Origin of the sequence: Staphylococcus sp. HMSC65H10 (assembly GCF_001839185.1) — a bacterium.
GTDB classification, from domain to species: Bacteria; Bacillota; Bacilli; order Staphylococcales; family Staphylococcaceae; genus Staphylococcus; species Staphylococcus simulans.
In genome coordinates, this window is the sequence record NZ_KV840358.1 from 1 (window position 1) to 14,703 (window position 14,703).

Genomic DNA, 14,703 nt, shown 5'->3' on the forward strand with positions numbered 1-14,703 from the left:
CAAGTTATAACGGTAGTTTGTCTACGGTCTGACAGATTGGCCAAAGCCAATCTGTTAGTGTGAATAATTATTTCACTTTATTAAATTCTTCGAAACTTCTTACATCCATTTCTTTCAATTTAACAGGTTTTGTTTTCTTAATGATTTTATGAACAATGAAAATAATAAAGAGCACTACAATCGGTACGAAGTCTTTAATTAATCCACCGACATTCAAGTGAATCATATTTTCAAATGAACCACCGAATAACAAGAACACGAGTATAGCTAAAACAAGAATCGGTCCTAGCGGATATAACGGTGTTTTATAAGGTAAACGTTCATTAATATCTATACCTTGTGCTTTTAATCCTTTACGCAATCTGATTTGCGAGAAGATTGCGGCTGCCCATACGAAGATAACAAGTTGCCCTATAATACCAAGTAATGTGAAAATCGCATTCGCATGGAAGTTCGCTAAAATAATGACCGCCACAACAATTACGAAGTTTGTTAAGATGGCTGGAATAGGTAACTTTGTTTTACCATGCAAATAACTTAAGAATTTCGGCGCTTGTCGATCTGTACTAAGTGAGAACAACATACGACTTGTTGAATAGATACCTGAGTTAGCAGCTGATAATAGTGATGTTAAAATAACCGCATTGATGACAGAAGCTGCAAAGGCGATACCGACTCTATCGAACACAATCGTAAATGGACTTTGTGTTACAGATTCACTTTTATTAAGTAATAACGGTTCATTGTAAGGTAAAATCGCTGAAATGACTGCGATTGAAAGAACATAGAATAATAAAATTCTCCAGAATACTGATTTAATAGCACTTGGCATTGATTTTTTAGGATCATCTGATTCACCAGCTGTGACCGCTACAATTTCCGTACCACCGACAGAGAATCCAGCGATAAGCAGAACGCTTAAGAAACCAGAGATACCGCCAACAAATGGTGCTTCACCGACAGTGAAGTTTTTAAAACCATACGTATGACCGCCAAGAATACCAAAGATAGTTAAAACACCTATAACGATGAAAACGATAATCGTCACAACTTTAATAGCTGCTAACCAGAATTCCGCTTCACCGAAGGCTCTTACCGTAAAGATATTCAATAATAGTAAGAACGTGATAAATATTAAACTCCATGTAAGTGGAGAGAAGAACTTAAATGTGTCCCAATAGTACAAGACATTTGATGCGATAATAACATCAACGCTTGTCACAAGTGACCACATTGCCCAGTATAACCAACCGACTGTAAAACCAAGTGAGGGGTCAACGAATCGTGTTGAATAAGAACTGAAAGAACCTGATACAGGATAAAAGGTTGCAAGTTCTCCGACTGATGACATTAAGAAATATAACATGACACCAATAATCAGATACGCTGCAATCGCACCGCCAGGACCAGCTTGAGAAATGACGCCGCCCATTGCGATAAAGAGACCTGTACCGATTGCACCCCCGATAGCAATCATTGATATATGGCGAGAACTGAGTCCTCTATTCATTTTGTTTTCATCCATATGCGTTACCTCTAATCTTTAAATTAAAATATATGTACTCTATTCTAATTGTTTTTATACGACTAATCAATGACCTTTGATGCATTAAATCAAATATTTTAAAAAATTCAGAAAAATGACAGAATTTTGTTCATTGTGTCCGTTAAATTGACATAAATTCTTAGTTGATATAGTAAGAGCGTATTAGACAAAATAGAAGGAGAGGTGTATATTTAGACCCAACAATAAAAAAAGTGAACGTTACCGATTTGAATAGGTAAGTTCACTATCGTAGTTTCAATACATTATTTAGTTTCGCGGTGTAATGTATATTTGTTCAATCTTGGGCAGTATTTTTTCATTTCGATACGTTCAGGATTGTTACGTTTGTTTTTAGTAGTAATATAATTACGATCGCCGCATTCTGTGCAAGCTAATGTTACGTTTACGCGCAATGTAGACACCCTTTCTATTAAGTTATTAGCAATACTTACGCACTTAAATTTACCACAATCATGCATATCGTGCAAGATGGATAAAATAAGCAGCATAAGCTCAATGTATTCTATTGTATAGAAAAATATACGATTAGTAAATAACTTTGCTTAAAAAATGAGCAAAAAGTATTGATAAAGATGGAAATTGTGTTATGATATAAATCGTAATAATTACGATTATGAACATTTACTATTAAGAAAGGTAGGAACTTTAATGGCAAAAAAATCAAAAGTTGTTAAAGAACAAAAACGAGAAGAACTCGTTGCTAAATATTACGCAAAACGTCAAGAGTTAAAAGCTAAAGGTGACTATGAAGCATTAAGAAAATTACCTAGAGATTCATCACCAACACGTTTAACTCGTAGATGTAAAGTAACTGGAAGACCTCGTGGCGTAATGAGAAAATTCGAAATGTCACGTATTGCATTCAGAGAACATGCACATAAAGGTCAAATTCCTGGCGTAAGAAAAGCAAGCTGGTAATTTCTAGTTTTTAGCAATCAATTTATCATGAAACACATTTCTTGAATGAAATGTGTTCTTTTTTTGTGTGTTTTTAGAGAGAATACACGCTTTTTTATGGTAAAAGTCGTAATGAGGTAGTATGATGTATATTGGACTTTTTGAGTTAGAGAAAATAAAGGGTAAGGTGTTAGATAGATATGAAAATTTTTGATTATGAAGATATCCAAATGATTCCTAATAAATGTATAGTGAAAAGCCGCTCAGAATGTGATACATCAATCCAATTCGGACCGCGTCGTTTTAAGATGCCGGTTGTTCCTGCAAATATGCAGACGGTTATGAATGAAAAACTTGCAGAGTGGTTCGCAGAAAATGATTACTTCTATATTATGCATCGTTTTGATGAAGCAGCGCGTATTCCATTCATCAAAAAAATGCAAGATAAAGGATTATTCGCATCTATTTCTGTAGGTGTTAAAGATAATGAATATGATTTCGTTAAAGAAATTGCAGAACAAGGTTTAAAACCTGAATATGTCACAATTGATATTGCGCATGGTCACTCAGAACAAGTCATTAACATGATTCGCCACTTGAAAGAATATTTACCAGATTCATTTGTGATCGCAGGTAACGTAGGTACGCCTGAAGGTGTAAGAGAATTAGAAAACGCTGGTGCAGATGCGACAAAAGTCGGTATCGGACCAGGCCGTGTATGTATTACCAAAATCAAAACAGGATTCGGTACAGGCGGTTGGCAATTAGCTGCAGTAAACCACTGCAGTAAAGCAGCGCGTAAACCAATCATTGCTGATGGTGGTATCAGAACTCATGGTGACATCGCGAAATCAATTCGTTTCGGTGCTTCAATGGTTATGATCGGCTCATTATTTGCGGCACATGAAGAATCACCAGGTGAAACAGTAGAACTTGATGGTAAATTATACAAAGAATACTTCGGCAGTGCTTCTGAATTCCAAAAAGGTGAGCGCAAAAACGTTGAAGGTAAGAAAATGTTTGTAGAACACAAAGGTTCATTAGCAGACACATTGAATGAAATGCAACAGGACTTACAAAGCTCTATTTCTTATGCAGGCGGTAAAGACTTGCTTGAATTAAGAAAAGTAGATTATGTCATCGTAAGAAACTCTATCTTCAATGGTGATAGAGACTAAGCTTTACCTTCTGGAGGTGTAGACGATCAGACGCACATTTTCATTTGTAGTCATCCTGTTACTTGCTGCTTTAATCATTCCTGTTAAAGAGACACCATGGATGATTGACATTCAAAATCAAGCAAAAGCCAAAATACAAGCAATCACTGCACAAGAAAGTGCCAATGAAACAGCACTTAAAGTGCCGGATAAGCAAGATTTTGCTTTAAATAACATTCAAATGAATATGACAAAAGAAGAAGTCGAACAGGCTTTAGGTAAACCTGAACGTGTCAGCGCAAATGAATATGGTTTAAAATGGTACACATACCATAAAGATTACCATTCATTCGTAATGGTCAGTTATATGAATAATAAAGTGAATGGTATCTATAGCAATCAAAATGTTATCTCTTCTAAATCTAAAATCAAGTATGGTTCGCCGAAATCAGCTGTAAGAGATAGACTAGGCCAACCGATTGATGAAATGACGAAAGGTAATTATAGATACCAAATTACGAGCGATGAATATGATGTCTTTGATAAAGATGGTATTTATACGACCGTCTTTTATGACAAGCATGAAAATAATCAAGTAACAGGTGTCATGCAGATTAGTAAGGAAATGGAACATCGTTTAACTAAACCTTACGGTGCGCCATCGTCTTCACTTGCTCAGAGTTTTGAGATGCAAAACTTTGATATAGTCAATGCAGAGCGTGTTCAAAAAGGCTTATCTGTATTGAAATATAGCGATGCAATCTCTAATACTGCACGAAAACACAGTAAAGATATGGCTGACAACCATTACTTTGATCATACTAATCCAAAAGGAGAATCTCCATTTGATCGTATGAAAAAGGATGGCATTGATTATAATAGCGCGGGTGAAAACTTAGCGTACGGCCATCAAAATAGTATTTTCGCACATGAAGGTCTGATGAATTCAGAAGGACATCGAAAAAATATTTTACAACCAAGCTTTAAAAACTTAGGTGTCGGTGTTGATTTCAATGATGAACGACAGCCTTTCTGGACTGAAAATTACACAAGTTAATCAGCTTTAAAATAAAGGCAAAATTTCTGTATTCAGCAGATATTTTGTCTTTTGCTTTATAAAGAAAAGATTAATTTATTCAGAAATTATTGATTAATGAATGATTTCTTGATTATAATAAGCACAAGCAGAAAAAAGGTTAATATTTTATAATACATATTAAATGACTTGAAATCATAAAGGAAGGAGTGTGACTATGAATATTTCAGATATCGCATCTATGGCAAACGTATCAAAAAGCACAGTATCAAGATACTTAAATGGTGGATCTGTCAGCCAGAAAACTAAGGATAAAATAGATAAAATTGTACAGGAAACAGGCTATTCACCTAATCAATTTGCACAATCTTTAAAAGCCAAACGTACATTCATGATTGGTGCGATTATTCCTAGACTTGATTCCTATGCGGCAAATCAGATTCTTGAAGGTGCAGATACTTACTTACGTGAAATTAAGTACCAAACCCTGATTGTTAATACGAGTCAAAGTATTGAACAAGAAATAGAAGCATTATATACACTAAATAAAAATAAAGTAGATGGTATTTTATTAATCGCCACACAAATCACAAAGCAACACATTGAAGCGATACAAGAAATAAAGGCTCCTGTTATATTAGTCGGGCAGTCAGATGAACATGTACCTTCTGTAATACAAAATGATTTTGAAGCGGGGCGCACTATTGGAGAATTATTTGGACAACAAAACTTTAAACGTATCGCATATTTAGGTGTCGATGAATATGATAAAGCAGTAGGTGTTGAAAGAAAAAAAGGTATATTGTCAGGTTTAAAACGATATAATCAAACGCCTGATGTTTATTACACAACTTTTGATTTACAACAAGCTGTAGTCGCTGCAAAACCGCTAGTGTCTCAATACGATGCATTAATTTGCGGGACAGATAATATTGCGTTAGGAACCTTAAAAGCTGCCCATCATCAACATATTCAAGTTCCAAATCAATTATCAATAGCGGGATTCGGAGGCTATGATACAACCTCTATTGTCACACCATCTCTTGCGACAATCAGCTTTCCCTATAAACAAACAGGTGAGAAAGCTGCCCAAAATTTAATTCGTATTATCAATGGTAAAGCGATTAAACAAATAGAAGTGATGGATTTTGAGTTTATTAAAAATAACAGTATTGACTTATCTGAAAGCAATGAGTAAAATGTTTGTGAAAGCGTTTTACTTTTATAGTATTTTGGAACCGGTTCCAAATAGAAAGGAGTGATAGGATGGAATGGACACGCGAAGCAAGGTATCGAGGGTTATCTTCAATTACAAATGAAGAATTTGAAAGTATGACAGACAAAGTGCATCAATCGCCTTGGCGACAATACTTTCATGTTCAACCTGTTTCGGGATTGTTAAATGATCCAAACGGCTTCATTTACTTTAAAGGTCAATACCATTTATTTTATCAATGGTATCCGTTAGGTCCTGTTCATGGTTTGAAATATTGGTATCACGTTGTTTCTGATGATTTGATTCATTTTGAAAATAAAGGACCAGTCGTCTATCCTGATACCACATATGATTCGCACGGTGCTTATAGTGGCTCTAGTATACAAATTGAAGACCAGTTGTATTTATTCTATACAGGTAATCATAGGACAAAAGATTGGGAACGTTTACCTTATCAAATGGTAGCGACATTAAATGACGCGTTTCAAGTGAAGGACAAAAAGCCACTCATTGAAGGTTCACCGCAAGGTTATACCGACCATTTTAGAGATCCGAAAGTTTGGCAGGAAAATGGAAATTATTATTTCGTGATTGGTGCACAAACTACAGCACAAACAGGGCGTGCTTTAATCTATCAAGGTGATACAACATTCAAGTTTCATTTACTCGGAGAAATTCAAACAGGTTTATCAGATTTCGGATATATGTGGGAATGCCCAGATTTATTTAAATTAGGAAATAAAGATGTGTTAATTTTTTGTCCACAAGGGTTAGAAGCAGATGGGGTGAAGTATCGTAATATCTATCAATCCGGTTATATCATAGGAGATTTTGATTTAAAGACTTTAGAAATGAAACATGATGGATTTGTTGAATTAGATCACGGCTTTGATTTTTATGCGCCGCAAACAACTATTTCTAAAGAAGGCGAACGTGTCTTAATCGGATGGATGGGTTTACCAGACATTAACTATCCAACAGATGTTTATAACTGGGCACATTGTCTGACTTTACCGAGGGTATTGAAAGTTAAAGAGAATACATTAATACAAACGGTACATCCAGATGTAGAAAAGTTGAGAGTTCGCAGTAATGAAACAAAAATGGATATCACTGATGACAACACTGTATTAGATTTGATTCAACCAGACCGTTCAGAACTCAACATTTCAATCGTTGAAAATGAAGCGGATGTATTAAGCATAGTTTTTTCTAATCAAGTCGAAGAAGCGGTTAAAATAACGTATGATAAAAATACAGGAGTTTTTGAACTAGATCGCAGCCAGAGTGGTGAATTACCAAACAATCAAGATAATCAAAAGAGAAGTGTACAGTTATTTGATGCTTTAAAATCATTGAGAATTTTTATAGATACATCAAGTATAGAAATCTTCATTAATGAAGGTACACATGTGATGACGTCTAGACTGTTTCCTGTTGAACCATATCAATATTGTCAACTATCGTCAGAGTCAGGAACGGTCAAAATGGAAACGAAACAATATGAATTGAAAAGAGGGTAATCATGAATAAATTATATGCAGTTGGAGAAGCATTAATCGATTTTATCCCTAGTGAACGTGATGCGAAATTAAAAGAAGTGACACAGTTTTCACCACAAGTCGGCGGTGCACCTACAAACGTCGCAAGTTGTGTCGCAAAATTAGGCGGCGATGCGGCAGTGGTTACACAAGTCGGTGATGATGCATTCGGCGAGAAAATAGAAGATAAACTCAAGGATGTTGGTGTCGATACGCAGTATTTGAAACAAACATCGACAGCGAATACAGCACTCGCATTTGTCAGCTTAACCGCAGCGGGAGAACGAGACTTTGCGTTTTATCGTAAACCTTCAGCAGATATGTTGTTGGAAGCGGATCAGTTAACAGATTTATCCTTTGATGAGACAGATATTCTGCATTTTTGTTCGGTTGATTTAGTAGATTGTCCAATGAAAGCAACACACCGCATGTTAATTGATCAAATGTTAGAAGCAAAAGGGACTGTTGTTTTTGATCCGAACTTACGCTTCCCGCTTTGGGATGATTTAGATGCATTACACCATACTGTATTAGAATTTATTCCTAAAGCACATATTGTCAAAATTTCAGATGAAGAATTAGAATTTATTACGCGTATTAAAGATAAACAAGCAGCAATCGATTCGCTTTTTAAAGGCAATGTAGAAGCTGTTATTTATACAGAAGGCAAAGCAGGTGCTGCGCTTTATACAAAAGAAGGCTTAATTGCAAAAGAAACTGGTTTTAATGTAGAAGTTTTAGATACGACTGGTGCGGGTGATGCCTTTATCGGTGCCATCAACTATCAGTTATTAACACATGGTAAGCACAAGCTTTTTGAAGAAAGTCATCAATTTTTAAAATTTGCGAATGCGGTCGGCGCATTAACAACTACTGCATATGGTGCGATAGAAAGTCTGCCGACAAAAACACAAACGACAACGTTTATGAGAGGTGAAAAGTAATGAGTGATAAGAAAATAGCAGAAGCGGTCATTCAAGCAGTGGGTGGAGAGGAAAATATTGAATCTCTTGCCCATTGTGCGACGCGTTTAAGAATCATGGTCAAAGATAATGAAAAAGTAGATCAAGCAGAAGTAGAAGAAATTGAAAAAGTAAAAGGTGCCTTTTATAACTCGGGACAATTTCAAATTATTTTTGGAACCGGTACCGTCAACAAGATTTATAATGAAATTACACAATTAGGTGTAGAGGGCAGTTCGAAATCAGAGGTTAAAGAAGCGGGTGCCAAACAAGGCAATGCATTTCAACGTGCGATTCGTGTGTTCGGTGATGTTTTCGTACCGATTATTCCAGTCTTAGTTGCGACAGGTCTGTTTATGGGACTACGCGGTGTCGTAATGAACGACCAAATTTTAAGCTGGATGGGCATGACAGCTAAAGATATCCCACAAAACTTTATTTTGTTCACACAAGTGCTGACGGATACTGCCTTTGCGTTTCTGCCTGCATTAGTTGCTTGGAGTGCCTTTAAAGTCTTTGGTGGCAGTCCTGTTTTAGGTATCGTATTAGGATTGATGCTCGTAAACCCAGCATTGCCTAATGCGTATGAAGTAGGTGATGGTTCAGCAGAAGCTATTAAATTCTTTGGTTTTATACCGATTGTCGGTTACCAAGGCTCAGTATTGCCTGCATTCTTTGTCGGCTTGATTGGTGCTAAGTTTGAAAAAGCATTGAGAAAACGTATTCCAGATGCGATTGATTTAATTGTGACACCATTCTTAGTCTTACTTGTGATGATTACTTTAGGATTATTTGTGATTGGTCCTGTATTCCATTCAATTGAAACAATTATATTGTCAGGAACAGAATGGGTACTTGCTTTACCATTCGGTATCGCTGGACTTTTAATTGGGTTCTTCCAACAAATTATCGTGGTTACAGGTGTACATCACATCTTTAACTTCATGGAAATTCAGTTGTTAGAAAAATTCCATTATAATGAATTCAACCCGATTATTTCAGCAGCTATGACAGCTCAAGCCGCAGCAGCTGTTGCGGTAGGACTTAAAACGAAAAAGGCTAAATTAAAAGCGTTAGCGTTACCTTCAGCATTTTCAGCACTACTTGGTATTACAGAACCTGCGATTTTCGGTGTAAACTTACGTTACTTTAAACCTTTTGTTTGTGGTTTGATTGGTGGAGCAGTAGGTGGATTCTTCGCAGCACTTTTCCACTTAAAAGCATCAGGTATGGCGATTACTGTATTGCCAGGTATCTTATTATTCTTAAAAGATATTGGCCAATTGCCACTTTATTTATTAGTATTAGTAATTTCATTTGCGACAGCTTTTGTATTAACTTGGTTCTTTGGATATAGTGATAAATTAGCTGAGGAGATCAAGGAAGCTAAATAATGGATAAACTGTTAATCACAAATTGTGGTTAACAGTTTTTTTAATAGAAAATGTTCGCAATTTTTGTGAAGCATCATGGCAAAAGAAAAGTTTAAAAGTTATAATCATTTCGAGTATTGAAGAAGATCAAAGGAGTGCAAAGATGCGAAAATTAGTCATTATTATCCATCCAGATATGGAAAACTCAGTAGTTAATCGTATGTGGAAAAATGCTTTGATAAGCGAACAAGTTGATGTTGTCGATTTATATGAATTGTACCCTGACAGAAACATTGATGTTGCACGCGAACAAGAAAGATTAATGAGCTACGATACAATAGTATTCCAATTTCCATTGTATTGGTATAGTAGTCCGCCATTATTGAAACAATATCAAGATGAAGTATTTTTATTTAATTTTGCATATGGTCCAGAAGGAACGAAACTTCGTGATAAAAAATTTGCGATTGCGACGACAGTTGGCAGTTTAGAAGAAGATTATTCAGAAGAAGGTTCGAATCGATTCACGTTAGACACATTACTTTCACCATTCGTTGCGACTTTTAATTATATCGGTGCCCAATATAAAGGACACTTTGAACAATATGGTACAGTGAATCATGCGACGAAAAACGAATTGATTGAAGGTAGCAAGCACTATATAGAATTTGTGAAAGCCTTATAAATAAAAAAGCTGAGATCAAAAAACGATCTCAGCTTTCGTTTAATTAGAATAAATACTCTCCAAACTCTAAAGGTTCAATGTATTTGCCGTCTTTATCAAACACACGCATGTTACCGCCAGAGATTTCATCAATAAGTAAAACTTCACCAGTTTTTTCATCGCGACCAAATTCTAATTTAATGTCGTAAAGTTCTAAACCTTTTTGTGCAAGCTCTTCTTTAATGATGTCTGAAATTTTTACTGTTAATTTAGCAATTTCGTCGTATTCACCTGGTTTTAAGATGTTTAACGCTTCAAGACCTGCTTTGTTGATGAGTGGATCTTGTCTTTCATCATCTTTTAAAGTCATTTCTACATATGCGTTAAGTGGTGCGCCTTCTTCGATATAGTCACCGTATCTGCGGATAAATGAACCCACTGCGCGGTATCTGCAAATAACTTCTAATCCATGACCGAATACTGATACTTTTTTAACACGCATTTGACGATCTTCAATATTTGCGTCGATATAATGTGTTGGAATACCAGCAGCGTTGATTTTTTCAAAGAAATAACTTGTCATTTTAAGACCAGCTTTACCTGAACCCTCAACAGTTAAGCCAACTTGGTTTTCACCTGGATCAAATTTGCCATCTTTTCCTGTCATATCATCTTTGAAGAAAAGAACAATTTCACCATCTTTGTCTTGATAGACATCTTTTGTTTTACCTTTGTAAATTAAATCCATTTCATCTCACTCCTCAAGTATTACTCATGTTTAGTATAAGTGAATTTCTCTTTTATATAAATACAAAAGTATGAAAATATGATGGCATTGCTGCATTTTAAACTAAAAAGCAAGGTGCATGCAAGACTAAAGCCGCTTTAAGATGCAAATTATTTATGCACAGTATAAAAAATAACAGAACGGAGATAAACACAACAAAATAATTAAAAACACCCCATAATGTCTATGAATTTTGGACATTATGGGGTGTTAGTAGTTTACTAATCTAATTTGAATTTAAATAATTTGTCACGAACAAAAATTAAGAAGAGATGATATGCCTATGAACAGATACGATTGCCTATAGCTCTCTAAATAGACCTACAACTTTACCTAAAACAGATACATGTTCTAAGTAAATAGGTTCCATTGTACTGTTTTCAGGTTGTAATCTATAACGATGTTTTTCTTTGTAGAAACGTTTTACAGTTGCTTCATCATCTTCTGTCATAGCTACAATAATATCACCGTTTTCTGCGATAGTCTGACTTCTGACGATGACTTTATCTCCATCTAAAATACCAGCTTCAATCATACTGTCTCCAACAACATTTAAAATGAAAATGTCGCTGTTATGTGTTGATGTAAAGTGTTCTGGTAATGGGAAGTATTCTTCTACATTTTCTACTGCTGTGATTGGGACACCGGCTGTGACTTTACCAATAACTGGTACGTGGATAGTACCTTCGATCTCAGCAGCATCTTCAATTTGGTCGCTGACAATTTCAATTGCGCGTGGTTTTGTAGGGTCACGACGAATATACCCTTTGCTTTCTAATCGTGATAGATGCCCGTGTACAGTAGAGCTTGAAGCAAGTCCGACTGCTTCACCGATTTCTCTGACACTTGGCGGATAACCTTTTGTATGAACGACTTGTTTTATATATTCATAAATTTCGCTTTGACGCTTCGTAAGTTCAGTCATTTATATGCACATCCTCTTCTAGTTTGTTCTTATTATATCACGTTAATATAGCCTTTACAAACATTTGTTCGTAAAAGTGTTGACACCGAACAATCGTTCTGATATTGTTTAAATACAAACAAATGTTCTAGGGGTGTTCGAATAATGATTAGGAAATATCAAACTAGTTTTTTACTATATACAGCAGTATTGTTAATGTCTTTTATGTTAGTTTCAGCGTTTTTAATCGGTGCAGAGCAGTCAAGTAATGAGGAACAAGTGTACGAAATGACAGATCATACACTTCCAACTAAGGTAGAACAAAAAGCCGAACATGAGCAACAATATATAGAACAGGGCGAACAAAATAACAGACCTATCGTCGCAACTGTTCACTGATTTATAAATAAAGTGTGTTGATTATACTGCTAACACGATGTGTTCTATAGTGTAAGGTTTCTGTGATCGGGAATAAGTTTAGTAGAACATATTGATTTTATTTTAAGCGATTGTTTGCTAAGATAAATAATCATCAGACTAATGGAGGTCGATAGCATGGCAGATCAACATAAAGAAACAATTAACCGTATTAATGAACTTTCTAAAAAGAAAAAAGAAGAAGGCTTAACAAAAGAAGAAGCGAAAGAAAGAGCAGAGTTACATCAAAAATATCTTGAAACATTCCGCGAAGGTTTCAAACAACAAATTGAAAATACAAAAGTATTAGATCCTGAAGGAAATGATGTAACACCAGAAAAATTAAAACAAGTACAACGTGAGCAAAATAAAAGACAATAAAACTCAATATACTACAATAAATGTAGAGCTTTTAGAACAGAATAATTGATGTTCTAAAGGCTCTTTTTTCATAAAAATGTATATTTTGATTGTTTTAATCACTTTTATTATATTTGATAGCGATTTCATGAGGACAATAAATGTTAAACTTAACTGATTTAATGTATAATGGCATAAAATCATGCTGTATAGAAAGGAAGTTTTATTGATGTTCGATAAAAGAGATGAGCTTGCAATCAATACAATCAGAGCATTAAGTATTGATGCAATTGAAAAAGCAAATTCTGGTCACCCAGGATTACCGATGGGTGCTGCACCAATGGCATACACATTATGGACAAGACATTTGAACTTTAACCCTAATTCAAATGAATACTTTAACAGAGATAGATTCATCTTATCTGCAGGGCACGGTTCTGCATTACTTTACAGCCTATTACATGTATCAGGCAGCTTAGAATTAGAAGAATTGAAACAATTTAGACAATGGGATTCTAAAACTCCAGGACACCCTGAGTTCAGACACACACAAGGTGTCGAAGTAACTACAGGTCCACTTGGACAAGGTTTCGCAATGTCAGTAGGTATGGCAATGGCAGAAAACCACTTAGCAGGTAAATTCAACAAACCAGATGCTGAAGTCGTAAATCATTACACTTATGTTTTAGCTTCTGATGGTGACTTGATGGAAGGTATTTCTCATGAAGCAGCTTCATTAGCAGGTCACTTACAATTAGACAAATTAATCGTGTTATACGATTCAAATGATATTTCACTTGATGGTGATCTTGATAAAGCATTCTCTGAAGACATCAAAAAACGTTTTGAATCATATGGTTGGAACCACATCTTAGTTAAAGATGGTAATGATTTAGAAGAAATTAATAGTGCCATTGAAAAAGCTAAAGAACAAAATGGTCCAACTATGATTGAAGTTAAAACAGTTATTGGTTACGGTTCACCAAATAAATCAGGTACACATGGTGTACATGGTGCGCCACTTGGTGATGATGAACGTACATTAACATTAGAAAACTATAAATTGGATCCAGAAAAACGTTTCTACGTTCCGGATGAAGTTTATGATGTCTTCAATGAAACTATGTTGACACGTGCAACTGAAAACGAAGAAGCATGGAAAGCTTTAGTTGAAAAATACGCAGAATCTTATCCAGAATTAGCACAAGAATTCAAAGATGCGATTGCTGGTAAATTACCTGAAAACTATGAAGCAGAATTACCAGAATTCGAAGTCGGTTCAGAAAGTGCTACACGTGCAGACTCAGGTGAAGTCATTCAAGCACTAAGTAAATCTGTACCTTCATTCTTCGGTGGTTCAGCAGACTTAGCTGGTTCAAACAAATCAAATGTTAAAGATGCACCAGACTATGATCGCAATACACCTGAAGGTAAAAATATTTGGTTTGGTGTTAGAGAATTTGCGATGGCAGCAGCTGTAAACGGTATGGCAGCACACGGTGGAGTAAATCCTTACGGTGCGACATTCTTCGTGTTCAGTGACTACCTAAAACCAGCATTAAGACTTTCAGCAATTATGGGTCTTAATTCAACATTTATCTTTACACATGACTCAATCGCTGTTGGTGAAGATGGTCCAACTCACGAACCGATTGAACAATTAGCAGGTTTACGTGCAATTCCTAATATGAATGTGATTCGTCCAGCAGATGGTAACGAAACACGTGTAGCTTGGGAAGTTGCATTAGAGAGTGAACAAACACCAACTTCATTAGTGTTAACACGTCAAAACCTTCCAGTATTAGATGTTTCTAAAGAAACA

Annotated in this window: 15 protein-coding genes; 11 read left to right on the plus strand and 4 right to left on the minus strand. The window is 35.5% G+C overall.

Annotated elements, in window-relative coordinates:
* Nucleotides 1-67 precede the first annotated feature (67 nt).
* Together HMPREF3270_RS07750 and rpmG are read right to left on the minus strand one after the other, a co-directional pair.
* Nucleotides 68-1,525: an amino acid permease gene (locus HMPREF3270_RS07750; RefSeq protein ID WP_002480841.1), complete on the minus strand. Its 1,458-nt coding sequence runs from the start codon at nucleotides 1,523-1,525 to the stop codon at nucleotides 68-70.
* A 284-nt stretch (nucleotides 1,526-1,809) separates the two neighbouring features.
* Nucleotides 1,810-1,959, minus strand: a complete 150-nt coding sequence (gene rpmG / locus HMPREF3270_RS13545; protein ID WP_001265708.1) for a 50S ribosomal protein L33 — start codon at nucleotides 1,957-1,959, stop codon at nucleotides 1,810-1,812.
* A gap of 256 nt (nucleotides 1,960-2,215) precedes the next feature.
* Here rpmG and rpsN point away from each other — a divergent pair, with 256 nt between their 5' ends.
* The 8 genes from rpsN (at nucleotide 2,216) to HMPREF3270_RS07790 (ending at nucleotide 10,434) form a co-directional block, all read left to right on the plus strand.
* A complete protein-coding gene (rpsN, locus tag HMPREF3270_RS07755; RefSeq protein ID WP_002480842.1) occupies nucleotides 2,216-2,485 on the plus strand; it encodes a 30S ribosomal protein S14 in 270 nt (89 codons plus the stop codon).
* A gap of 179 nt (nucleotides 2,486-2,664) precedes the next feature.
* Complete coding sequence (guaC, locus tag HMPREF3270_RS07760) at nucleotides 2,665-3,642, plus strand: GMP reductase (RefSeq protein ID WP_002480843.1); 978 nt, start codon at nucleotides 2,665-2,667, stop codon at nucleotides 3,640-3,642.
* Between the two features lie 100 nt (nucleotides 3,643-3,742).
* Nucleotides 3,743-4,678, plus strand: a complete 936-nt coding sequence (locus tag HMPREF3270_RS07765) for a CAP domain-containing protein (RefSeq protein WP_002480844.1) — start codon at nucleotides 3,743-3,745, stop codon at nucleotides 4,676-4,678.
* Between the two features lie 196 nt (nucleotides 4,679-4,874).
* Nucleotides 4,875-5,855, plus strand: a complete 981-nt coding sequence (locus HMPREF3270_RS07770; protein ID WP_070848670.1) for a LacI family DNA-binding transcriptional regulator — start codon at nucleotides 4,875-4,877, stop codon at nucleotides 5,853-5,855.
* Between the two features lie 68 nt (nucleotides 5,856-5,923).
* Entirely contained in the window at nucleotides 5,924-7,396 is a 1,473-nt protein-coding gene (locus HMPREF3270_RS07775) for a sucrose-6-phosphate hydrolase (RefSeq protein WP_070848671.1), read from the plus strand.
* 2 nt (nucleotides 7,397-7,398) lie between these two features.
* A complete protein-coding gene (locus HMPREF3270_RS07780) occupies nucleotides 7,399-8,358 on the plus strand; it encodes a carbohydrate kinase family protein (RefSeq protein WP_070848672.1) in 960 nt (319 codons plus the stop codon).
* Nucleotides 8,358-9,770: a sucrose-specific PTS transporter subunit IIBC gene (locus HMPREF3270_RS07785; protein WP_002480848.1), complete on the plus strand. Its 1,413-nt coding sequence runs from the start codon at nucleotides 8,358-8,360 to the stop codon at nucleotides 9,768-9,770. The genes HMPREF3270_RS07780 and HMPREF3270_RS07785 overlap by 1 nt, the downstream gene beginning before the upstream one ends.
* 142 nt (nucleotides 9,771-9,912) lie before the next feature.
* A complete protein-coding gene (locus HMPREF3270_RS07790) occupies nucleotides 9,913-10,434 on the plus strand; it encodes an NAD(P)H-dependent oxidoreductase (protein WP_002480849.1) in 522 nt (173 codons plus the stop codon).
* Between the two features lie 43 nt (nucleotides 10,435-10,477).
* On the opposite strand, the gene HMPREF3270_RS07795 is transcribed toward HMPREF3270_RS07790, so the two are convergent.
* On the minus strand, nucleotides 10,478-11,161 hold the full coding sequence (locus HMPREF3270_RS07795) for a phosphoribosylaminoimidazolesuccinocarboxamide synthase (RefSeq protein WP_002480850.1): 684 nt from the start codon (nucleotides 11,159-11,161) through the stop codon (nucleotides 10,478-10,480).
* A gap of 340 nt (nucleotides 11,162-11,501) precedes the next feature.
* Entirely contained in the window at nucleotides 11,502-12,125 is a 624-nt protein-coding gene (gene lexA, locus HMPREF3270_RS07800) for a transcriptional repressor LexA (protein WP_023015256.1), read from the minus strand.
* Nucleotides 12,126-12,269: 144 nt separating this feature from the next.
* On the opposite strand from lexA, the gene sosA reads away from it, so the two are divergent.
* The 3 genes from sosA to tkt form a co-directional block, all read left to right on the plus strand.
* Entirely contained in the window at nucleotides 12,270-12,503 is a 234-nt protein-coding gene (gene sosA / locus HMPREF3270_RS07805) for a DNA damage-induced cell division inhibitor SosA (protein WP_002480852.1), read from the plus strand.
* A 156-nt stretch (nucleotides 12,504-12,659) separates the two neighbouring features.
* Nucleotides 12,660-12,902 carry a DUF896 domain-containing protein gene (locus HMPREF3270_RS07810; RefSeq protein ID WP_002480853.1) on the plus strand — a complete coding sequence of 81 codons (243 nt, stop codon included), beginning with the start codon at nucleotides 12,660-12,662 and terminating at the stop codon, nucleotides 12,900-12,902.
* Between the two features lie 208 nt (nucleotides 12,903-13,110).
* Nucleotides 13,111-14,703 (plus strand): transketolase (gene tkt, locus HMPREF3270_RS07815; protein ID WP_070848673.1); only part of this gene is annotated, 1,593 nt, incomplete at its 3' end.